At 64.8% G+C, this 19,746-nt stretch carries 25 protein-coding genes; 23 read left to right on the forward strand and 2 right to left on the reverse strand.

Translation table 11 applies throughout. The features are described from left to right. Positions 1–54: 54 nt before the first annotated feature. Both VPA02S_RS14130 and hemB read right to left on the reverse strand, forming a co-directional pair. Positions 55–1,215 carry a magnesium transporter CorA family protein gene (locus VPA02S_RS14130; protein WP_018905080.1) on the reverse strand — a complete coding sequence of 387 codons (1,161 nt, stop codon included), beginning with the start codon at positions 1,213–1,215 and terminating at the stop codon, positions 55–57. Between the two features lie 3 nt (positions 1,216–1,218). Continuing rightward, a complete protein-coding gene (hemB, locus tag VPA02S_RS14135) occupies positions 1,219–2,208 on the reverse strand; it encodes a porphobilinogen synthase (RefSeq protein WP_018905079.1) in 990 nt (329 codons plus the stop codon). Between the two features lie 364 nt (positions 2,209–2,572). On the opposite strand from hemB, the gene VPA02S_RS14140 reads away from it, so the two are divergent. From VPA02S_RS14140 to VPA02S_RS14250, 23 genes are all read left to right on the forward strand, one after another. Further along, the gene (locus VPA02S_RS14140; RefSeq protein WP_015867675.1) at positions 2,573–3,001 is read left to right on the forward strand and encodes a CopD family protein; all 429 of its coding nucleotides are present in this window, start codon (positions 2,573–2,575) and stop codon (positions 2,999–3,001) included. Positions 3,002–3,015: 14 nt separating this feature from the next. Beyond that, positions 3,016–4,131, forward strand: a complete 1,116-nt coding sequence (locus VPA02S_RS14145) for a VanZ family protein (RefSeq protein ID WP_018905078.1) — start codon at positions 3,016–3,018, stop codon at positions 4,129–4,131. Between the two features lie 32 nt (positions 4,132–4,163). Then, a complete protein-coding gene (locus VPA02S_RS14150) occupies positions 4,164–4,517 on the forward strand; it encodes a (2Fe-2S) ferredoxin domain-containing protein (RefSeq protein ID WP_015867673.1) in 354 nt (117 codons plus the stop codon). 72 nt (positions 4,518–4,589) lie between these two features. Beyond that, positions 4,590–5,222, forward strand: a complete 633-nt coding sequence (locus tag VPA02S_RS14155; protein ID WP_062364242.1) for an alpha/beta hydrolase — start codon at positions 4,590–4,592, stop codon at positions 5,220–5,222. Between the two features lie 52 nt (positions 5,223–5,274). Beyond that, positions 5,275–6,444, forward strand: coding sequence for a D-alanyl-D-alanine carboxypeptidase family protein (locus VPA02S_RS14160; RefSeq protein ID WP_015867671.1), 1,170 nt, complete (start codon positions 5,275–5,277; stop codon positions 6,442–6,444). A gap of 190 nt (positions 6,445–6,634) precedes the next feature. Continuing rightward, on the forward strand, positions 6,635–7,012 hold the full coding sequence (rpsL, locus tag VPA02S_RS14165; protein ID WP_013543948.1) for a 30S ribosomal protein S12: 378 nt from the start codon (positions 6,635–6,637) through the stop codon (positions 7,010–7,012). Positions 7,013–7,165: 153 nt separating this feature from the next. Next, positions 7,166–7,639 (forward strand): 30S ribosomal protein S7, encoded by a 474-nt coding sequence (rpsG, locus tag VPA02S_RS14170; RefSeq protein ID WP_007829591.1) that lies wholly within the window; start codon positions 7,166–7,168, stop codon positions 7,637–7,639. Positions 7,640–7,735: 96 nt separating this feature from the next. Continuing rightward, complete coding sequence (gene fusA / locus VPA02S_RS14175) at positions 7,736–9,835, forward strand: elongation factor G (RefSeq protein WP_015867670.1); 2,100 nt, start codon at positions 7,736–7,738, stop codon at positions 9,833–9,835. Between the two features lie 196 nt (positions 9,836–10,031). Beyond that, a complete protein-coding gene (tuf, locus tag VPA02S_RS14180; protein WP_012745744.1) occupies positions 10,032–11,225 on the forward strand; it encodes an elongation factor Tu in 1,194 nt (397 codons plus the stop codon). A gap of 21 nt (positions 11,226–11,246) precedes the next feature. Then, a complete protein-coding gene (gene rpsJ / locus VPA02S_RS14185; RefSeq protein WP_007838118.1) occupies positions 11,247–11,561 on the forward strand; it encodes a 30S ribosomal protein S10 in 315 nt (104 codons plus the stop codon). Between the two features lie 145 nt (positions 11,562–11,706). Next, positions 11,707–13,287 carry a hypothetical protein gene (locus VPA02S_RS14190; RefSeq protein WP_062364244.1) on the forward strand — a complete coding sequence of 527 codons (1,581 nt, stop codon included), beginning with the start codon at positions 11,707–11,709 and terminating at the stop codon, positions 13,285–13,287. A gap of 17 nt (positions 13,288–13,304) precedes the next feature. Then, entirely contained in the window at positions 13,305–13,856 is a 552-nt protein-coding gene (locus tag VPA02S_RS14195) for a hypothetical protein (protein ID WP_062364246.1), read from the forward strand. A 255-nt stretch (positions 13,857–14,111) separates the two neighbouring features. Next, positions 14,112–14,792, forward strand: coding sequence for a 50S ribosomal protein L3 (gene rplC, locus VPA02S_RS14200; RefSeq protein ID WP_015867667.1), 681 nt, complete (start codon positions 14,112–14,114; stop codon positions 14,790–14,792). Beyond that, a complete protein-coding gene (gene rplD, locus VPA02S_RS14205) occupies positions 14,792–15,412 on the forward strand; it encodes a 50S ribosomal protein L4 (RefSeq protein ID WP_013543942.1) in 621 nt (206 codons plus the stop codon). The genes rplC and rplD overlap by 1 nt, the downstream gene beginning before the upstream one ends. Then, positions 15,409–15,744 (forward strand): 50S ribosomal protein L23, encoded by a 336-nt coding sequence (rplW, locus tag VPA02S_RS14210; RefSeq protein WP_007838129.1) that lies wholly within the window; start codon positions 15,409–15,411, stop codon positions 15,742–15,744. The genes rplD and rplW overlap by 4 nt, the downstream gene beginning before the upstream one ends. Positions 15,745–15,746: 2 nt before the next feature. Then, complete coding sequence (gene rplB / locus VPA02S_RS14215) at positions 15,747–16,571, forward strand: 50S ribosomal protein L2 (protein ID WP_015867666.1); 825 nt, start codon at positions 15,747–15,749, stop codon at positions 16,569–16,571. A 10-nt stretch (positions 16,572–16,581) separates the two neighbouring features. Next, positions 16,582–16,860 carry a 30S ribosomal protein S19 gene (rpsS, locus tag VPA02S_RS14220; protein ID WP_007838132.1) on the forward strand — a complete coding sequence of 93 codons (279 nt, stop codon included), beginning with the start codon at positions 16,582–16,584 and terminating at the stop codon, positions 16,858–16,860. Positions 16,861–16,869: 9 nt separating this feature from the next. Further along, complete coding sequence (rplV, locus tag VPA02S_RS14225) at positions 16,870–17,202, forward strand: 50S ribosomal protein L22 (protein ID WP_007838134.1); 333 nt, start codon at positions 16,870–16,872, stop codon at positions 17,200–17,202. 17 nt (positions 17,203–17,219) lie between these two features. Further along, on the forward strand, positions 17,220–18,146 hold the full coding sequence (gene rpsC / locus VPA02S_RS14230; protein ID WP_015867665.1) for a 30S ribosomal protein S3: 927 nt from the start codon (positions 17,220–17,222) through the stop codon (positions 18,144–18,146). Positions 18,147–18,174: 28 nt separating this feature from the next. Then, positions 18,175–18,591 carry a 50S ribosomal protein L16 gene (rplP, locus tag VPA02S_RS14235; protein ID WP_015867664.1) on the forward strand — a complete coding sequence of 139 codons (417 nt, stop codon included), beginning with the start codon at positions 18,175–18,177 and terminating at the stop codon, positions 18,589–18,591. 55 nt (positions 18,592–18,646) lie between these two features. Then, a complete protein-coding gene (rpmC, locus tag VPA02S_RS14240; RefSeq protein WP_026284221.1) occupies positions 18,647–18,856 on the forward strand; it encodes a 50S ribosomal protein L29 in 210 nt (69 codons plus the stop codon). A gap of 9 nt (positions 18,857–18,865) precedes the next feature. Beyond that, the gene (gene rpsQ / locus VPA02S_RS14245) at positions 18,866–19,135 is read left to right on the forward strand and encodes a 30S ribosomal protein S17 (protein WP_015867662.1); all 270 of its coding nucleotides are present in this window, start codon (positions 18,866–18,868) and stop codon (positions 19,133–19,135) included. A 94-nt stretch (positions 19,136–19,229) separates the two neighbouring features. Then, positions 19,230–19,736: a peroxiredoxin gene (locus tag VPA02S_RS14250; RefSeq protein ID WP_028256245.1), complete on the forward strand. Its 507-nt coding sequence runs from the start codon at positions 19,230–19,232 to the stop codon at positions 19,734–19,736. Positions 19,737–19,746 lie beyond the last annotated feature (10 nt).

Raw genomic sequence — 19,746 nt, forward strand, 5'->3', positions numbered from 1 at the left:
AAAAAAGGCCACGCAATTGCGTGGCCTTTTTGCTTTCAGGGCGGGTTGCGCGCTTCAGCGCGTGCGCGCCAGGTAGCGCTTGCGCCAGAACACAAGCACCAGCAGCAGCGCGATCACCAGCATCGCCATCATGGCAATCCAGAAGCCGTCGGCCTTGTGCACCAGCGGAATGAACTCGAAGTTCATGCCGAAGATGCCGGCAATGAGGTTGAGCGGCAGGAAGATGGCGGTCAGCACGGTGAGCACCCGCATGATGTCGTTGGCGCGGTGGCCCTGCACGCTGAAATGCATCTGCACCGCGGTCTCCGCGTTCTGTTCGAGCCGGCGCACGTGGTGCACCACGCGCTCGATGTGCTCGAGCACGTCGCGGCTTCGCACCATGATCAGTTCCCGCTCGCGCTGCTCCGCCTCGCCCTTGGCTGGGGGCAGCGTCTCGAGCGAGTCGATCCAGTCCTGGATGGCCGCGCGCTGGTCCTCGCAGATCTCGTCCAGGTGGTGCAGCGACTGCCGGGCTTCCATCAGCGCGCCCCAGTTGGTGAAGCGGCTGCGCGGATCGATCAGCTCGGTCTGCCAATGGTCGAGCTGGCGCGTGAGTTCGCGGCGCATGTCCAGGTAGCCGTCGACGATCTGGTTGATGACGCGCAGCATCAGGTCGGCGGTGCCGGTCGGCACGCGGGCCGAGGTGGCGCGCACGTCGAGCGCGGGGGCGCCCTTGTCGTCCGGCGAGCCGGCGGCGAGCAGCCGGGCGGCAAACAAGTCGCGCACCGCGCCGTCCTCGGGGTGCACCGACAGCAGCACGCGGTCGAACAGCGCGAAACCCACGGGGCGGGTGTCGACCCGGCGCAGCACCGGAGGGCCGCGGCGCAAGGGTGCGGGAAGGGGCGGCTCGCCGCCCGTGGTGCCCTTGCCATTGCCCAGCGCCGCCTGGCCGGGACCGCTCGAAAGACGCCGGAACACCAGCACGTCGTATTGCGAGGTGTAGTCGTAGTGCGACGGCAGCTGGTCGTTGAGCAGGTCCGCCACATGCAGGTCGACCAGCTGCGCCTGGCAGAGCGACTGCAGGATCTGCTGGACCGCGGGCAGCGAGGCGCGGAATTCGTCCCGCGTGAGCGAAATCCAGAGATAGCCTTGCGCCGCGCAGGCCCCGGGCAGCGCGAGCGGAGCCAGCGCCGGGTGCTCGCTCACGCGCGAGCGGTCGATTTCGAAGATGCGCATGCGCTATTGTTTTTGCAGCAACCGCGCGGCGTCGAGCGCAAAGTAGGTGAGCACGCCGTCGGCGCCGGCGCGCTTGAAGGCGAGCAGGCTTTCGAGCACCACCGCATCGTGGTCGAGCCAGCCGTTCTGGGCCGCGGCCTTGAGCATCGCGTATTCGCCGCTCACCTGGTAGGCGAAGGTCGGCACATGGAATTCGTCCTTCACGCGGCGCACGATGTCCAGGTACGGCATGCCGGGCTTGACCATCACCATGTCGGCGCCCTCGGCAATGTCCAGGCCCACTTCGCGCAGCGCCTCGTCGCTGTTGCCCGGGTCCATCTGGTAGACCTTCTTGTTGCTCTTGCCGAGCGTCGCGGCCGAGCCCACGGCATCGCGGAACGGCCCGTAGAAGGCGCTCGCGTACTTGGCGCTGTAGGCCATGATGCGGGTGTGGATGTCGCCGCGGGCTTCCAGCGCGGTGCGGATCGCGCCAATGCGCCCGTCCATCATGTCGCTGGGCGCCACAATGTCCACGCCGGCTTGCGACTGTGTGAGCGCCTGCTTCACCAACACTTCGACGGTGGCGTCGTTGAGGATGTAGCCGGTGTCGTCGAGCAGGCCGTCCTGCCCGTGGCTGGTGTAGGGGTCGAGCGCCACGTCGGTCATGACGCCGAGCTCCGGAAAGCGCGACTTCAGCGCCGCGACCACGCGCGGAATCAGCCCGTCGGGATTGAAGGCCTCGTCGCCCGCGGGCGTCTTGAGGCCGGCATCGATCACCGGGAAGAGGGCCATCACCGGGATGCCGGCCTCCACGCACTGCTCGGCCACCGGCAGCAGCAGGTCGAGGCTCAGGCGATCCACGCCGGGCATCGACGCCACGGCATCGCGCTTTTTCTCGCCTTCCTGCACGAACACCGGGTAGATGAGGTCGTGCGCCGTCAGCGCATGCTCCCTGACGAGGTTGCGGGTGAAGCTGTCGCGGCGCAGGCGGCGCGGCCGGCCGGCGGGATACATGGCAAAGGAAGATGGCGTCATAGGCGGAAAATTGTGCCTGAAGCGCCAGTTCGTGCATCGGGCGCTCGTCCGCGGGTTGTCCGACAACCACGCCGGCGGCGTAAATCGAAGGTTCTCGTTTTTTCGTGCGGAATTGTCAAAGAATCTGACCCGAGCCGCTTGAAACTTTGTTTCGCCTTTGTTAAATTCAAAAGCGGGCGGTTTACCGCTCCCCGCTTTTCCTCCCTGAGCGGGTGCCTTGATGTGTGACAGCAAAAGGGCTTCCCAGCCCGACGTGAAGACGTCGGGCTTTTTTTTGCCCGGTGCATCCGCGCCGGCGCCAAAGCCCGGCCTGCACGGCGCGGCCCGCCACTAAACTGGCCCCATGCTCTGGGTTAAATCTCTTCACATCGTCTTCATTGCCAGCTGGTTCGCGGGGTTGTTCTACCTCCCCCGGATCTTCGTCAACCTGGCGATGGTGCCGCCCGAGTCCGTGGCCGAACGCGAGCGCTTGCTTCTGATGGCACGCAAGCTGTTGCGTTTCACGACCTTCCTGGCCATTCCGGCGCTGGGTTTCGGCCTCTGGCTCTGGCTGGGCTATGGCATCGGGCGCGGCCCCGGCAACGGCTGGCTGCATGCCAAGCTGGCGCTGGTGCTGGCGGTGATCGGGTATCACCATGCCTGCGGCGTGCTGCTGCGCCGTTTCGTGGCCGGGGGCACCCAGCGCAACGACCGCTGGTACCGCTGGTTCAACGAACTGCCGGTCCTGCTGCTGCTCGGCATCGTGGTGCTGGTGGTGGTCAAGCCGTTCTGAGCCCGAAAGCCACGGTGGAGACGCAGCACAAGTCCGCCGCGCTGCCCCTGGCGCTGGCCTACGCGGCGCTGATCGTCTATGCCAGCCTGTACCCGTTCGCCGACTGGCGCGACCAGGGCATTGCGCCGTGGGCCTACCTGTCGGCCTCGTGGCCCAAGTACTGGACGGGCTTCGACTTCGCGATCAACGTGGGCGGCTACGTGCCCTTCGGCTTCCTGTGCGCGCTGGCGGTATTGCGGACGCGGCGCGACGCCAGCGTCTGGCGTGCGGTGCTGCGCGCCACGCTGGCCGGCGCGGCCGTGGCCTTTGCCATGGAAACGCTGCAGAGCTATCTGCCTGCGCGCATTCCCTCCAATGTCGACCTGGGCCTGAACAGCTCCGGCGCGCTGCTGGGGGCCCTGCTCGCGGCGGGGCTCGAGCGGCTCGGCGCGGTGGCGCACTGGAGCCGCACGCGCTCGCTGTGGTTCGTCGAGGATTCGCGCGGCGCGCTGGTGCTGCTCGCGCTGTGGCCGCTGGCGCTGCTGTTCCCGGCAGCCGTGACCTTCGGCCTCGGCCAGGTGTTCGAGCGGCTCGAAGTCGCGGTCTCGGAGTGGCTGCTCGACACGCCCTTCATCGACTGGATGCCGCTGCGCCAGTTCGAGCTGGAGCCGCTGGTGCCGGCCGTCGAGCTGCTGTGCGTGATGCTCGGTGCCCTGGTGCCGTGCCTGCTGGCTTTCATGGTGACGCGCACGGTCGCCCGGCGTGCCGTGCTGCTGCCGCTCACGCTGCTGGCGGGCATCGGCGCCTCGGCGCTGTCGGCGGCGCTGAGCTACGGCCCCGAGCACGCATGGGCCTGGCTGGGCCTGCCGGTGCAGGTCGGCATTGCGACGGCGCTGGTGGCCGGCGTGCTGCTGCTCGGAGCGCCGCGGCGGCTCTGCGCGGCCCTGCTGCTGGTGGCGCTGGTGATCCAGCTGAGCCTGCTGAACCAGGCGCCCGAGAGCGCCTATTTCGCACAGACCCTCGCCACCTGGGAGCAGGGGCGCTTCATCCGCTTCCACGGGCTGGCGCAGTGGCTCGGGTGGCTGTGGCCGTTCGCGGTCCTTGCCTATGTGGTGGCCGCGCTGTCGCGCCGGGGGCGGCCGGCCGGCTGATGGCCTGCGGCGGGCGTCACTAAAATCTACCGATGCCCAGTTCCTCTTCTGCCGCGCCGCGCGGCTACTACGGCCGCCACATCTTCTTTTGCCTGAACGAGCGCAAGAACGGCGAAGACTGCTGCGCCCTGCACAACGCCCAGGCGGGTTTCGATCGCTGCAAGGCGAAGGTCAAGGAGGCGGGGCTGGCCGGTCCCGGCAAGGTGCGCGTCAACAAGGCGGGCTGCCTGGACCGCTGCGCCGGCGGCCCGGTGGCGGTGGTCTATCCCGAAGCGGTCTGGTACACCTTCGTCGATGCCGACGACATCGACGAGATCGTCGACTCGCACCTGAAGAACGGCCAGGTCGTCGAGCGCCTGCTGCTGCCTCCCGATGTGGGCCGCTGAACTTTTGGCGGGATCCCGCGCTCGTACCGTGCACCCAAGCCCTCGGGGCCGGTCAGTTCCATTCCTCGCATCATGAATTCCCAGACCGAAAAGATCCGCCTCCAGGGCGCCGCCGGCGCCATCGAGGTGCAGCGCGACCAGCCAGCCGAGGCCGCGCGCGGCATCGCCGTGATCGCCCATCCGCATCCGCTGTTCGGCGGCACCATGGACAACAAGGTGGTGCAGACCCTGGCGCGCGCGTTTGTCTCCTGCGGCTGGACCGCGGTGCGTTTCAACTTCCGCGGCGTGGGTGCGAGCGAAGGCGTGCACGACGAGGGGCGCGGCGAATGCGAAGACATGATGAACGTCGTCTCCCAGCTCGCGCCCGAAGGCCCGCTGGCGATTGCCGGCTTCTCGTTCGGCGCCTTCGTGGCAAGCTGCGCGGCCGAAAAGCTCTGGGCCGCTCGCGACCTGCGGCAGCTCGTGCTGGTTGGAACGGCGGCTTCGCGCTTTTCGGTCGCCACGCTGCCGGCCGAGGCGCACGAGCGCACGCTGGTGGTCCACGGCGAGGCCGACGACACGGTGCCGCTGGCGGCGGTCATGGACTGGGCGCGGCCGCAGTCACTGCCTGTCACGGTTATTCCGGGCGGCGGCCATTTCTTTCACGGACAATTGCCCCTCCTCAAAAGCCTGGTCGTCCGCCATCTGCGCGCGGGCGCCGCATGAAAAGCCTCACGGGCTTGCGTTTTCGTCTCCTCCCGTCTCTCCTATTGCTCCCATGAATCGTTTTTTTGACGCGTTTCGCGCGCTGGTGCTGGCCGCCGCCGCATCGGTTGGCATGATCGCCGCTGCCCAGGTGCCGGCACCGCCCGAGATCGCCGCGCGCAGCTACCTGCTGCTCGACGTCACGGCCAACCAGATCCTTGCGCAGAAGGACATCGACAGCCCGGTCGAACCGGCGTCGCTCACCAAGCTGATGTCGGCCTACATCGTGTTCGACGCGCTGCGCGCCAAGAAGATCACGCTGACCCAGACCATGCCGGTCAGCCAGCGCGCCTGGAAGATGCCCGGCTCGCGCATGTTCATCGATCCCAAGATGCAGGTGCCGGTCGAAGACCTGATCAAGGGGCTGATCGTGCAGTCGGGCAATGACGCCACCGTGGCGCTGGCCGAAGGCGTGGGCGGCACCGTGGAGCATTTCGTCGAGCTCATGAACGCCCAGGCCAAGGCGCTGGGCATGAAGAACACGAGCTACAAGAACCCCGAAGGCCTCACCGCGCCCGGCCACACCACCACGGCGCGCGACCTGAGCATCCTTGCGACGCGCCTGGTGCGCGACTTCCCGGAAGAAGCCAAGTACTACGCGATCAAGAAGTACCGCTACCCGGGCACGCCCTCGACCAACGACACCAACCGCAACCTGCTGCTGTTCCGCGACCCGACCGTCGACGGCCTGAAGACCGGCCACACCGAAGCGGCCGGCTACTGCATGATCGCCACCGCCAAGCGCGACTTCCCCAACCTGACCGGCGGGCGCCGGCTGCTGTCGATCGTGCTGGGCACCTCGGGCGAGACCGTGCGCGCGAACGAATCGCAAAAGCTCCTGAACTGGGGCTACACCGCCTACGACGCCGTGCGCCTGTTCGACGCCGGCCAGCCGGCCGCCACGCCGGCGGTCTGGAAGGGCAAGGCCAACACGCTCAAGCTGGGCCGCCCGGAAGCCATCGTGGTCGCGGTACCGGCCGGTACCGCCAGCAAGATCAAGACCCAGGTGGCGCGCCCCGATCCGCTGGTGGCGCCGTTCACCAAGTACCAGCCCGTGGGCTCGCTCAAGGTGACCCTGGACGACCAGCCGCTGGCGGACGTGCCGCTGGTGGCGCTGGAAGGCGTCGAGCAGGCCGGCATCCTCGGCCGCGCCTGGGACGCCGTCCGGCTCTGGATCAAGTAAGGAAGGGCGCCAGGCAGCGCCGGCCGACGCTGTCCTTGCCGTTTCAAGCCCGCCTGCTATACTCGTGGGCTTTTCGGAATTTTCCGAAGGGTTTCACGTTTTCGTTATTCCCGGTTTCCTTGCCTTGCGTCACGACAAGGCAGGGGCGGCTTCACAGCCAGGGCCGGGTTGTTTTGGGACTAATTCATTCATGCCAACCATCAATCAACTGGTGCGTCAGGGTCGAACGGTCGAAAAGATCAATTCGAAGAGCCCTGCCATGCAGAACTCGCCGCAACGCCGCGGTGTCTGCACCCGCGTCTACACCACGACGCCCAAGAAGCCCAACTCGGCGCTTCGTAAAGTTGCCAAGGTCCGCCTGACCAACGGCTTCGAAGTCATCTCCTACATCGGCGGCGAAGGCCACAACCTGCAGGAACACAGCGTCGTGCTGGTTCGCGGCGGTCGTGTCAAGGACTTGCCCGGTGTTCGCTACCACATCGTGCGCGGTTCGCTCGACCTGCAAGGCGTGAAAGACCGCAAGCAGTCGCGTTCCAAGTACGGCGCGAAGCGTCCCAAGAAGGCTTAAGCCTTCCTGTCGTAGAAAACAAACAAGCGGTGTTCGGTTGCCTTGGCGGGCACATCGAACGAAGTGACCCAATGTCGGGTCGAGTAAGTGAGAGTCCGGAATGGCTCTCGCGGCATCGGAAACGGTGCCAACTGAAGCAAAGAGGTTAGAAAAATGCCACGTCGTCGCGAAGTCCCCAAACGTGAAATCCTGCCGGATCCCAAGTACGGCAATGTCGAGCTGTCGAAGTTCATGAACGTGATCATGGAAGGCGGCAAGAAGGCTGTTGCCGAGCGCATCATTTATGGCGCGCTCGACTTCATCGAAAAGAAGAACCCCGACAAGGACCCGCTCGAGGCCTTCACCGTTGCCATCAACAACGTGAAGCCGATGGTCGAAGTCAAGTCGCGCCGCGTCGGTGGTGCGAACTACCAGGTGCCGGTCGAAGTCCGTCCTGTCCGCCGCCTCGCCCTGTCGATGCGCTGGATCAAGGAAGCCGCCCGCAAGCGCGGCGAGAAGTCGATGGCCCTGCGCCTGGCCAACGAGCTGATGGAAGCCACGGAAGGCCGTGGCGGCGCCATGAAGAAGCGCGACGAAGTGCACCGCATGGCAGAAGCCAACCGGGCATTCAGCCACTTCCGCTTCTAAGAATCAAACTTCGCTTGGGCGTTGGGTGTTGAGTGTCGGGCGACGTCGCCCGTGCTCGAGGCCCAGCGCTCAACGCATTTAACCCGAAAGTAAATCATGTCCCGCAAGACCCCCATCGAGCGCTACCGCAACATCGGCATCTCCGCGCACATCGACGCCGGCAAGACCACGACGACCGAGCGCATCCTGTTCTACACCGGTGTGAACCACAAGATCGGTGAAGTGCACGATGGCGCCGCCACGATGGACTGGATGGAGCAAGAGCAAGAGCGTGGCATCACGATCACCTCGGCTGCCACCACCTGCTTCTGGAAGGGCATGGCCGGCAAGTTCGAAGAACACCGCATCAACATCATCGACACCCCCGGCCACGTGGACTTCACCATTGAAGTCGAGCGCTCGATGCGCGTGCTGGACGGCGCCGTCATGGTGTACGACGCGGTCGGCGGCGTGCAGCCCCAGTCGGAAACCGTCTGGCGCCAGGCCAACAAGTACAAGGTTCCGCGCCTCGCGTTCGTCAACAAGATGGACCGCACCGGCGCCGACTTCCTGCGCGTGCGCCAGATGATGGTGGACCGCCTGAAGGCCAACCCCGTCGTGATCCAGATCCCGATCGGTGCCGAAGAGCACTTCCAGGGCATCGTCGACCTCGTGAAGATGAAGGCCATCATCTGGGACGAAGACAAGGGCGTGACCTTCACCTACGGTGAAATCCCCGCGAACCTGACCGACGTCTGCAACGAATACCGCGAAAAGCTCGTCGAAGCCGCTGCCGAAGCGAGCGAAGAGCTGATGAACAAGTACCTCGAAGGCGGCGAGCTGTCCGAAGAGGAAATCAAGAAGGCCATTCGCCAGCGCACCATCGCCGGCGAAATCCAGCCGATGCTGTGCGGCTCGGCCTTCAAGAACAAGGGCGTGCAGGCCATGCTCGACGCCGTCGTCGAATACATGCCCGCTCCGACCGACATTCCGCCGGTCAACGGCACCGACGAAGACGAAGCCCCCGTCACCCGCAAGGCTGACGACAACGAGAAGTTCTCGGCGCTCGCATTCAAGCTGATGACCGACCCGTTCGTGGGCCAGCTGACCTTCGTGCGCGTCTACTCGGGCGTGCTGACCAAGGGCGACAGCGTCTACAACCCGGTGCGCGGCAAGAAGGAGCGCATCGGCCGTATCGTGCAGATGCACGCGAACAACCGCGAAGAAGTCAACGAAATCCGCGCCGGCGACATCGCTGCCTGCGTGGGCCTGAAGGAAGTCACCACGGGCGAAACCCTGTGCGACCCGGCAGCCGTCGTGACGCTCGAGCGCATGGTTTTCCCGGAATCGGTGATCTCGCAGGCCGTCGAGCCCAAGACCAAGGCCGACCAGGAAAAGATGGGCATCGCCCTGCAGCGCCTTGCCCAGGAAGACCCGTCGTTCCGCGTCAAGACCGACGAGGAATCGGGCCAGACCATCATCGCCGGCATGGGCGAGCTGCACCTCGAAATCATCGTGGACCGCATGAAGCGCGAGTTCGGCGTGGAAGCCAACGTGGGCAAGCCGCAGGTGGCCTACCGCGAAACGATCCGCAAGACCGTCGAGGAAGCCGAAGGCAAGTTCGTGCGCCAGTCGGGCGGCAAGGGCCAGTACGGCCACGTCGTGCTCAAGCTCGAGCCGCAGGAAGCCGGCAAGGGCTTCGAATTCGTCGACGCCATCAAGGGCGGTGTGGTTCCTCGCGAATACATCCCCGCAGTGGAAAAGGGCGTTGTGGAAGCACTGACGCAAGGCGTGCTGGCGGGCTACCCCGTCGTCGACGTCAAGGTCACGCTGCACTTCGGCTCGTACCACGACGTGGACTCGAACGAAATGGCGTTCAAGATGGCCGCGATCTTCGGTTTCAAGGAAGGCGCCCGCAAGGCCAACCCCGTGATCCTCGAGCCGATGATGGCCGTGGAAGTCGAAACGCCTGAAGACTACGCCGGCAACGTGATGGGCGACCTCTCGTCACGCCGCGGCATGGTGCAGGGCATGGACGACATGATCGGTGGCGGCAAGTCCATCAAGGCCGAAGTGCCGCTGTCGGAAATGTTCGGCTACTCGACCACGCTGCGTTCGATGTCGCAAGGCCGCGCCACGTACACGATGGAGTTCAAGCACTACGCCGAAGCTCCGCGCAACGTTGCCGAAGCCATCGTGGCTGCTCGCGCAAAGTAATGTCTTTGCGGGACAGACCAGGATTTGCGCAGCAGATCTGCTCTGTCCCCAACTGATTAAAAAGAATGTGGGGTCGCGCAGTGCGCGGCTCTCTTTGTCTGCGATCCGGTGCCGCCACGTTCCCGTGCGAGGCGAACCAGCAATCGGGTGCAGACATAAAACCAATACACGGGAATGCTCTTTCAAGGATTGAAAAATGGCAAAAGGTAAATTCACCCGCACCAAGCCGCACGTGAACGTGGGCACGATCGGTCACGTTGACCACGGCAAGACCACGCTGACGGCGGCCATCGCCACGGTGCTGTCGGCCAAGTTCGGCGGCGAAGCCAAGGCCTACGACCAGATCGACGCGGCGCCCGAAGAAAAGGCCCGCGGCATCACCATCAACACCGCCCACGTCGAGTACGAGACGGCCAACCGCCACTACGCCCACGTCGACTGCCCCGGCCACGCCGACTACGTCAAGAACATGATCACCGGCGCGGCCCAGATGGACGGCGCCATCCTCGTGTGCTCGGCCGCCGACGGCCCCATGCCCCAGACCCGCGAGCACATCCTGCTGGCGCGCCAGGTGGGTGTGGGCTACATCATCGTGTTCCTGAACAAGTGCGACATGGTGGACGACGCCGAACTGCTCGAGCTCGTCGAGATGGAAGTGCGCGAACTGCTCGACAAGTACGAATTCCCGGGCGACGACACCCCCATCATCCACGGCTCGGCCAAGCTCGCCCTGGAAGGCGACAAGGGCAAGCTCGGTGAAGAAGCCATCATGAAGCTGGCCGAAGCCCTCGACACCTACATCCCGACGCCCGAGCGCGCCGTGGACGGCACCTTCCTGATGCCTGTGGAAGACGTGTTCTCGATCTCCGGCCGCGGCACCGTGGTGACCGGCGCCGTCGAGCGCGGTGTGATCAAGGTCGGCGAGGAAATCGAGATCGTCGGCATCCGCCCGACCGTCAAGACCACCTGCACCGGCGTGGAAATGTTCCGCAAGCTGCTGGACCAGGGCCAGGCGGGCGACAACGTCGGCGTGCTGCTGCGCGGCACCAAGCGCGAAGAAGTCGAGCGCGGCCAGGTGCTGTGCAAGCCCGGCTCGATCAAGCCGCACACGCACTTCACCGCCGAGGTGTACGTGCTGTCCAAGGACGAAGGTGGCCGTCACACGCCGTTCTTCAACAACTACCGTCCGCAGTTCTACTTCCGCACGACGGACGTGACCGGCGCGATCGAGCTGCCCAAGGACAAGGAAATGGTCATGCCTGGCGACAACGTCAGCATCACCGTGAAGCTGATCAACCCGATCGCGATGGAAGAAGGCCTGCGCTTCGCCATCCGCGAAGGCGGCCGCACCGTGGGTTCGGGCGTCGTGGCAAAGATCCTCGACATCTAAGCCGCACGCAAAGGAATCACCATGGCCACCAAGCAAAAAATCCGCATCCGCCTGAAGGCGTTCGACTACAAGCTGATCGACCAGTCGGCAGCCGAAATCGTTGATACCGCCAAGCGCACCGGCGCGATCGTCAAGGGCCCCGTGCCGCTGCCGACCCGCATGAAGCGTTTCGACATCCTGCGTTCGCCGCACGTCAACAAGACCTCGCGCGACCAGCTCGAGATCCGCACGCACCAGCGCCTGATGGACATCGTCGACCCGACCGACAAGACCGTGGACGCGCTGATGAAGCTCGACCTGCCGGCCGGCGTGGACGTCGAGATCAAGCTGCAGTAAACCAGCCTCGCGCTGCGTTTCCTGAGAAGCCCGCTTGCAGAAATGCAAGCGGGCTTTTTCATTTGTCTTCCAACTGTGGCATCCTCGCGCACCGGTGTTCTTCGGGGCCAGCGGGGCCGGGGCTGAAACGAGGGCAGTACAAGCTATGAGCTACAAGAACTCTTCTGCATGGATCGTGGCATGTGTTGCCGTGGCGCTGCTGGCCGGCTGCGGTGGCGGAGGCGGGGGAGGTGGTGGCGGCGGCTTCGCCGGCTTCCCGCTGCCGGTGGCGGGTCCGGTCACCCTGAGCGGCACGGCCACCTATGAATCCGTGCCGAATCCGAACGGCACCCTCGTCTATGCCAGCTCGGCGCCCAGGCCCGTGCGAGGGGCCAGTGTGGAAGTGCTCAATGCGGCAACGTCCGCGCCACTGGCCACGGCCACCACCGACGACAACGGCGCCTATGCGGTGTCCGTGCCCGCGAACACGGCGATCGCGGTGCGGGTCAAGGCGCAGCTGGTCCGAAGCGGCCCGGGCGCAAGCTGGGATGTGACGGTGCGCGACAACACGCGCTCCAGTGGCCTCTACACCATGCAGAGCCCCGCCTTCTCGTCGGGCGTGGCCGCCTCGGTGCGCGACCTCCATGCACCTTCGGGCTGGGGTGGTTCGAGCTACACGGGGGACCGGGTGGCGGCGCCCTTTGCCATCCTCGATACGGTCTACACCGCCATGCAGAAGGTGGTCTCGGCGGCGCCTGCAACGGCATTTCCGGCCTTGCGCGTGTTCTGGAGCATCAACAATGCGCCGTCCCCCGGCAGCGTCGCGGCGGGGCAGATCGGCACCACCTTCTTCGTCGACAGGGGCAGCAACGGCCGCGAAATCTATGTGCTGGGCAAGGAAGACGTCGATACCGATGAATACGACACCTCGGTGATTGCCCACGAGTGGGGGCACTACTACCAGTCCTCCTTCAGCCGCGACGACTCGATGGGCGGGGACCACAGCCAGAGCCAGCGTACCGATCGCCGGCTCGCGTTCTCGGAAGGCTGGGGCAATGCCTGGTCGGGCATTGCGCTCGGGCGCCGGAACTATGTCGATTCGGGCGGGGCGCAACAGGCGTCCGTCCGGGAGAGCATCAACATCGACCTTTCCGCCGGTGCGGCAACCCAGCCGGGCTGGTACCGCGAGACCTCGATCCAGTCGATCTTCTGGAATCTCAACCAGCAGGTGGGCTTCAAGCCGATCCACGACACGCTGACCGGCTTCCAGTTCAGGAGCGGCGCGGCCGTCACCTCGATCCATCCTTTCTCGGCGGCCTTCAACGCGACCGCGCCGGGCAGCGCTTCGGCCCTGGCCACCCTGCTGGGCGGGCAGGGCATCAACGCGACGGACAACGATCCGTTCGGCGGCGCCGAAACCAACGACGGCGCAATTCCGGTTGCGATCCCGATGTACAGGGTGGCGACCGTGGGCGGCGCCGTGACCCAGGCCTGCGTCTCCAACGACGCCGGCACGGGCAACAAGCTCGGCAACTTCTCCTATGTCCGCTTCACCGCGCCTGCCAACCGCAGCTACCAGATTGTCGTGAATGGCGGTCCGGCGGGATCCAACCCCGATTTCGACATCTTCAGGGGCGGCCTGGTTGCCCGAACCGGCAATACGGTCAGCCTGTCGGCTGGCGAGTACGTTCTGGCAGTGACGGACCGCAGCAGTCTCGACGCATGCTTCAACGTCTCCATTCAGTAGTAGCAAGAAAGGCCGCCATGAACATCCGATCGAATTCGATGATGGCCCTCGCGTGCCTCGTGTGCCCCGCACTGGCAATGCTGTCGGTACCGGCCGCGGCAGACGGCGACCCCGGGTCGCGCAGCGCCAGGCATGCAGCGTCGCAGCAGCAGCGCCAGGCCGCCCCCATGACCACGGCGCCGCAAAAGCCCGGCGGCGCCGGCGTCAAGCTCGAATACCGGCTCGACGCCACGCCGCGAGTGGGCCAGGCCACGCCTGTCGTGCTGCAATTCGACGGCGTGATCGACGCCGAGGGTGCCACGGTCCGCCTGAGCGCCGACAAGGGGCTGGCCCTCCAGGGAAGCAGCACCCTCGCGCTGCCGGCCGGCAAGCGGACCACGGCCACCGTCGTCGTGGTGAGCGAGGCCGAGGGGCTGGCCTACCTCAACGTGTTCATCAGGCACGGCGGCGCCTCGAGCGCGGTTTCGGTCCCCATCCAGACCGGCACGGCCGCGCCGACCTTGAAATCCAGCGGCGAAATGAAGTCCACGCCGGGTGGCGACAGCATCATCACGATGCCCGTCAAATAGGCCGGAAGCAGTAAAAAAGCGGCCCAAGACAGGGGGCAGGCGCCCTCCGGGCCGCCTCGCAATGCAGCTTGCACTGCGCCCGCATCGCGGGCTATAATCGCTGGCTCTGCCCTTCGTGCGTCCATTCGGGCGCCTTGAGAGCGGAGATTTATCAACCTTCCTTCGCAGGCCGGGTACCCCCAGGGGAATCTGCCAAACGCTGTCGCCAATTGAAGTGGCAGCGGCGAGGGGAGTTTCCATTTTTGGAGAAAACAAATGAGTCTGAGCAACTCCCTCGGGTTGCTGGGCCGCAAGGTGGGGATGATGCGTCTCTTCACCGATGACGGGGACGCAGTTCCTGTCACGGTGGTGGATGTGTCCAACAACCGTGTGACCCAGATCAAGTCGCAAGAGACCGACGGCTACGTCGCACTGCAAGTGACGTTCGGTTCGCGCAAGGCATCGCGCGTGACCAAGCCCCAAGCCGGCCACCTCGCCAAGGCGGGTGTCGAAGCTGGTGAAATCATCCGCGAATTCCGCGTGACCGCCGATACCGCAGGCCAGCACAAGGCTGGCGCCGTGATCGCCGCGAGCAGCGTGTTCTCGGTGGGCCAGAAGGTCGACGTGCAAGGCACCTCGATCGGCAAGGGCTACGCCGGCACCATCAAGCGCCACAACATGAGCTCGCAGCGCGCGTCGCACGGCAACAGCCGTTCGCACAACGTTCCCGGCTCGATCGGCATGGCACAAGACCCCGGTCGCGTGTTCCCCGGCAAGCGCATGACGGGCCACCTCGGCGACGTCACCAAGACCACGCAGAACCTCGATGTCTTCCGCATCGACGAAGCGCGTCAACTGTTGCTCATCAAGGGCGCGATCCCGGGTTCGAAGGGTGGCTTCGTCACCGTGCGTCCCGCCATCAAGGCCAAGCCGCAAGCGGCTGAAGGAGCGAAGTAATGCAACTCGAACTCCTGAACGAACAGGGCCAGGCCGCGTCGAAATACGATGCCCCCGAGACCGTGTTCGGCCGTGACTACAACGAAGACCTGGTCCACCAGATCGTCGTTGCATTCCAGGCCAACGCCCGCCAAGGCACGCGCGCCCAGAAGGACCGCGAGCAGGTCAAGCACTCGACCAAGAAGCCTTTCAAGCAAAAGGGAACGGGCCGCGCCCGTGCCGGTATGACGTCCTCGCCGCTGTGGCGCGGGGGTGGCCGGATCTTCCCGAACATGCCTGACGAAAACTTCTCGCAGAAGATCAACAAGAAGATGTACCGCGCCGGCATGGCCGCCATCTTCTCGCAGCTCGCTCGCGAAGGCCGTCTGGCCGTGGTGGATTCGCTGACCGTGGATTCGCCCAAGACGAAGCCGCTGGCAGCCCGTTTCAAGGCGATGAATCTCGAGTCCGTGCTCGTGATCGCCGAAGAAGTCGACGAAAACCTGTACCTTGCCTCGCGCAATCTGGTGAACATTCTCGTGGTCGAACCCCGCTACGCCGATCCGGTGTCGCTGGTCCACTACAAGAAGGTGCTGGTCACCAAGGGTGCCGTCGACAAGCTCAAGGAGATGTTCGCATGAGCCGCGTGAACCCTACCGCCGCTGAACGTACGTTCGAAGAAGGCCGCCTGATGGCGGTGCTGGTCGCCCCGATCGTGTCTGAAAAGGCCACGATGGTCGGCGAGAAGTCGAACGCTGTCACTTTCAAGGTGCTGCAAGACGCCACCAAGCCCGAGATCAAGGCCGCTGTCGAACTGATGTTCAAGGTCGAAGTCCAGGGCGTGTCGGTGCTCAACACCAAGGGCAAGACCAAGCGCTTTGGCAAGTCCATCGGCCGCCGCGACAACGTTCGCAAGGCCTATGTGACCCTGAAGCCCGGTCAAGAGCTCAACCTCGTCGGGGAAGGCGCTTAATCATGGCCGTCATCAAGATGAAACCCACTTCGCCGGGCCAACGCGGCGCGGTGAAGATCTCGCGGGACCACCTGTTCAAGGGTGCTCCTCACGCGCCTCTGCTGGAACCCCAGTTCCAGAAGGCCGGCCGCAACAACAACGGCCACATCACGATCCGTCATCGTGGCGGCGGTGCCAAGCACCACTACCGCGTTGTCGACTTCGTGCGCAACAAGGACGGCATCCCGGCCAAGGTCGAACGCATCGAATACGACCCGAACCGCACCGCCCACATTGCCCTGGTCTGCTACGCCGACGGCGAGCGCCGCTACATCATCGCCCCGCGCGGTCTTGAGGCTGGTGCAACGCTGCTGAGCGGTTCGGAAGCCCCGATCCGCGCAGGCAACACGCTGCCGATCCGCAACATTCCGGTCGGCTCGACGATCCACTGCATCGAACTGCAACCCGGCAAGGGCGCGCAGATCGCGCGTTCGGCCGGCACGTCGGCCACGCTGCTGGCTCGCGAAGGCGTCTACGCCCAGGTCCGCATGCGTTCGGGTGAGGTGCGCCGCATCCACATCGAATGCCGCGCCACCATCGGTGAAGTCGCGAACGAAGAGCACAGCCTGCGCCAGCTCGGCAAGGCCGGTGTGAAGCGTCACATGGGTATTCGCCCGACCGTTCGCGGCGTGGTGATGAATCCTGTCGACCACCCGCACGGTGGTGGCGAAGGCAAGACCGGCGAAGGCCGCCATCCTGTCGACCCATGGGGCAACCTGACCAAGGGCTACCGTACCCGTAACAACAAGCGCACGCAGGTCTTCATCGTGTCGCGCCGCAAGAAGTAAGGGATAGCAAATGACTCGCTCTCTCAAAAAGGGTCCGTTTGTTGACCATCACCTCGTGGCCAAGGCCGACAAGGCCGTGACGACGAAGGACAAGAAGCCGATCAAGACCTGGTCGCGCCGCTCGATGGTCCTGCCCGAGTTCATCGGCCTGACCATTGCCGTGCACAACGGCAAGCAGCACGTGCCTGTCTACATCACCGACCAGATGGTCGGCCACAAGCTCGGCGAATTTGCGCTCACGCGCACGTTCAAGGGGCACCCCGCGGACAAGAAAGTCCAGAAGAAGTAAGGAACGACCATGTCTGAAACACGTGCAGTCCTCCGCGGTGTCCGCCTCTCGGTCGACAAGGGCCGTCTGGTCGCTGACCTGATCCGCGGCAAGAAGGTTGATCAAGCGCTCAACGTCCTGCAATTCACGCAGAAGAAGGCCGCTGTGATCATCAAGAAGGTGCTCGAGTCGGCAATTGCCAACGCCGAGCACAACGATGGCGCCGATATCGACGAACTGAAGGTCAAGACCATCTACGTCGAACAGGGCGCAACGCTCAAGCGCTTCACGGCGCGAGCCAAGGGTCGCGGTAACCGCATCAGCAAGCCCACGTGCCATGTGTACGTGACGGTTGGCAACTAAGAACGCCTGGAAGAAATATGGGACAGAAAATCCATCCGACCGGCTTCCGCCTTGCGGTTACCCGTAACTGGTCCAGCCGCTGGTACGCAAGCGACCGCGATTTCGCGGGCATGCTGGCCGAAGACATCAAGGTCCGCGAATACCTCAAGAAGAAGCTGAAGAACGCTTCGGTGTCGCGCGTCATGATCGAGCGTCCCGCCAAGAACGCACGCATCACGATCTACTCGGCTCGTCCGGGCGTCGTGATCGGCAAGAAGGGCGAAGACATCGAGAACCTCAAGCGCGAACTGGGCAAGCAGCTCGGCGTGCCGGTGGCAGTGAACATCGAAGAAGTGCGCAAGCCCGAAATCGATGCCCAGCTGATCGCCGACAGCATCACGCAGCAGCTCGAAAAGCGGATCATGTTCCGCCGCGCCATGAAGCGCGCCATGCAGAACGCCATGCGTCTGGGTGCCCAGGGCATCAAGATCATGTCGGCTGGCCGCCTGAACGGCATCGAAATTGCCCGTACCGAGTGGTATCGCGAAGGCCGCGTGCCCCTCCACACGCTGCGCGCCGACATCGACTACGGCACCTCGGAAGCCAAGACCACCTACGGCGTCATCGGCGTCAAGGTCTGGGTCTACAAGGGCGACACGCTGGGCCGCAACGACCTGCCGGCCGTCGAAACGCCGCGTCCGGACGACGAGCGTCGTCCGCGTGGTCCGCGCCGCGATGGCCGCCCGGGTGGCGACCGTCCGGGTTCGGACCGTCGTGGTCCCGGCCCGCGCGCCGGTGCCCGTGGCCCGATCGGTGGCAACACCGCCCCGGCCGACGGCAGCGACAAGCCCGCAGAAGCCACTGGCGCAGCTCCCGCTGCTCCGGGTGCAGACTCGAAACCCGCCGTTAAGCGCGTCCGCAAAGCCGCGCCAGCTGCAGCAGCTGACGGTGCCAAGACCGAGTGATCGGTCTTAGAACTACGGAGTATTAAAAATGCTGCAACCTGCACGCAGAAAGTTCCGCAAGGAACAAAAGGGCCGCAACACCGGCGTCGCAACCCGGGGCAACTCGGTTGCCTTCGGTGACTTCGGTCTCAAATGCACCGACCGCGGCCGCCTCACGGCGCGCCAGATCGAAGCCGCTCGCCGCGCGATTTCGCGTCACGTGAAGCGCGGTGGCCGTATCTGGATCCGCGTGTTCCCGGACAAGCCGATCTCTACCAAGCCCGCCGAAGTGCGGATGGGTAACGGTAAGGGCAACCCCGAGTACTACGTCGCTGAAATCCAGCCTGGCAAGATCGTGTTCGAGATCGTCGGCGTGCCCGAAGAACTCGCCCGCGAAGCGTTCCGCCTGGCCGCCGCCAAGCTTCCGCTGCGTACGACCTTCGTCGCTCGCCAGCTCGGCGCCTGAGAGGAGAACATCCATGGCAACACGTAAGAAAAAAGAAACCGCGGCTCCGGCCAAGGTGACCAAGGCTGCAACCCTGCGCACGAAGGACGTCGCAGGCCTGCAAGCCGAAATCAAGGACCTGCAGAAGGCCCATTTCGGCCTGCGCATGCAGAAAGCCACGCAACAGCTGTCGAACACCTCGACGCTGCGCGTGACGCGCCGCGACATCGCGCGCGCCAAGACCATTCTTGCTCAGAAGCAGCAAGAAACCCAAGCCGCCAAGTAAGGAGTGAACATGACGGAAGCTAAAAAATCCCTCAAGCGCACCTTGATCGGCAAGGTGGTCAGCGACAAGCGTGCCAAGACCGTGACCGTGCTGGTCGAGCGCCGTGTGAAGCACGAGCTCTACGGCAAGATCGTGGCCAAGACGAGCAAGTACCACGCCCACGACGAAAAGGGCGAGTACAAGCTGGGCGACACCATCGAGATCACGGAAAGCCGTCCGATCTCCAAGACCAAGAACTGGGTCGTGACCCGCCTGGTCGAGAAGGCCGTGCTGGTCTGATCACCGGCTGATCGACCTCGGGAAGCCTCTTGAAGGCAACCCATCCGGAAACGGCCCACAATGTGGGCCGTTTTTCTTTTTCAGGAGCACTCAGATGATCAAAGTCGGCGACACCCTTCCTTCGGCAACCCTGCAGGAATATTCCGAGGTCGAAGGCGAAGGCTGCAGCATCGGCCCGAACCCGGTGGACGTGAGCAAGGCCACGGCCGGCAAGACCATTGCGCTGTTCGCGCTGCCGGGCGCCTTCACGCCCACCTGCTCGGCCAAGCACGTGCCCGGCTATGTGCAGCACTACGAAGACTTCAAGGCCGCCGGCGTGGACGAGATCTGGTGCGTGAGCGTGAACGACGCCTTCGTGATGGGCGCCTGGGCGCGCGACCAGAAGACCGGCACCAAGGTGCGCATGCTGGCCGACGGCAGCGCCGATTTCGCCAAGGCCACCGGCCTCACGCTCGACCTGACCGGCCGCGGCATGGGCCTGCGCAGCAACCGCTATTCGATGCTCGTGAAGGACGGCAAGGTGGCCACGCTGAACGTCGAGGCACCGGGCAAGTTCGAGGTCAGCAATGCCGAGACGCTGCTGGCCCAGGCCCGCGGCTGACGGCTGAACT

Source organism: Variovorax paradoxus NBRC 15149 (assembly GCF_001591365.1).
Lineage (GTDB): Bacteria > Pseudomonadota > Gammaproteobacteria > Burkholderiales > Burkholderiaceae_C > Variovorax > Variovorax paradoxus.

Coding starts and splice junctions, on each gene's coding strand:
- rpsL (WP_013543948.1), top strand. CDS start 6,635: ATGCCAACCATCAATCAACTGGTGCGTCAGGGTCGAACGGTCGAAAAG.
- tuf (WP_012745744.1), top strand. CDS start 10,032: ATGGCAAAAGGTAAATTCACCCGCACCAAGCCGCACGTGAACGTGGGC.
- rpsJ (WP_007838118.1), top strand. CDS start 11,247: ATGGCCACCAAGCAAAAAATCCGCATCCGCCTGAAGGCGTTCGACTAC.
- VPA02S_RS14150 (WP_015867673.1), top strand. CDS start 4,164: ATGCCCAGTTCCTCTTCTGCCGCGCCGCGCGGCTACTACGGCCGCCAC.
- rpsC (WP_015867665.1), top strand. CDS start 17,220: ATGGGACAGAAAATCCATCCGACCGGCTTCCGCCTTGCGGTTACCCGT.
- rplB (WP_015867666.1), top strand. CDS start 15,747: ATGGCCGTCATCAAGATGAAACCCACTTCGCCGGGCCAACGCGGCGCG.
- VPA02S_RS14130 (WP_018905080.1), bottom strand. CDS start 1,215: ATGCGCATCTTCGAAATCGACCGCTCGCGCGTGAGCGAGCACCCGGCG.
- VPA02S_RS14160 (WP_015867671.1), top strand. CDS start 5,275: ATGAATCGTTTTTTTGACGCGTTTCGCGCGCTGGTGCTGGCCGCCGCC.
- rpsQ (WP_015867662.1), top strand. CDS start 18,866: ATGACGGAAGCTAAAAAATCCCTCAAGCGCACCTTGATCGGCAAGGTG.
- rpsS (WP_007838132.1), top strand. CDS start 16,582: ATGACTCGCTCTCTCAAAAAGGGTCCGTTTGTTGACCATCACCTCGTG.
- VPA02S_RS14195 (WP_062364246.1), top strand. CDS start 13,305: ATGAACATCCGATCGAATTCGATGATGGCCCTCGCGTGCCTCGTGTGC.
- rplC (WP_015867667.1), top strand. CDS start 14,112: ATGAGTCTGAGCAACTCCCTCGGGTTGCTGGGCCGCAAGGTGGGGATG.
- rplP (WP_015867664.1), top strand. CDS start 18,175: ATGCTGCAACCTGCACGCAGAAAGTTCCGCAAGGAACAAAAGGGCCGC.
- fusA (WP_015867670.1), top strand. CDS start 7,736: ATGTCCCGCAAGACCCCCATCGAGCGCTACCGCAACATCGGCATCTCC.
- rpsG (WP_007829591.1), top strand. CDS start 7,166: ATGCCACGTCGTCGCGAAGTCCCCAAACGTGAAATCCTGCCGGATCCC.
- rplD (WP_013543942.1), top strand. CDS start 14,792: ATGCAACTCGAACTCCTGAACGAACAGGGCCAGGCCGCGTCGAAATAC.
- rplW (WP_007838129.1), top strand. CDS start 15,409: ATGAGCCGCGTGAACCCTACCGCCGCTGAACGTACGTTCGAAGAAGGC.
- hemB (WP_018905079.1), bottom strand. CDS start 2,208: ATGTATCCCGCCGGCCGGCCGCGCCGCCTGCGCCGCGACAGCTTCACC.
- VPA02S_RS14155 (WP_062364242.1), top strand. CDS start 4,590: ATGAATTCCCAGACCGAAAAGATCCGCCTCCAGGGCGCCGCCGGCGCC.
- VPA02S_RS14190 (WP_062364244.1), top strand. CDS start 11,707: ATGAGCTACAAGAACTCTTCTGCATGGATCGTGGCATGTGTTGCCGTG.
- VPA02S_RS14250 (WP_028256245.1), top strand. CDS start 19,230: ATGATCAAAGTCGGCGACACCCTTCCTTCGGCAACCCTGCAGGAATAT.
- VPA02S_RS14140 (WP_015867675.1), top strand. CDS start 2,573: ATGCTCTGGGTTAAATCTCTTCACATCGTCTTCATTGCCAGCTGGTTC.
- rplV (WP_007838134.1), top strand. CDS start 16,870: ATGTCTGAAACACGTGCAGTCCTCCGCGGTGTCCGCCTCTCGGTCGAC.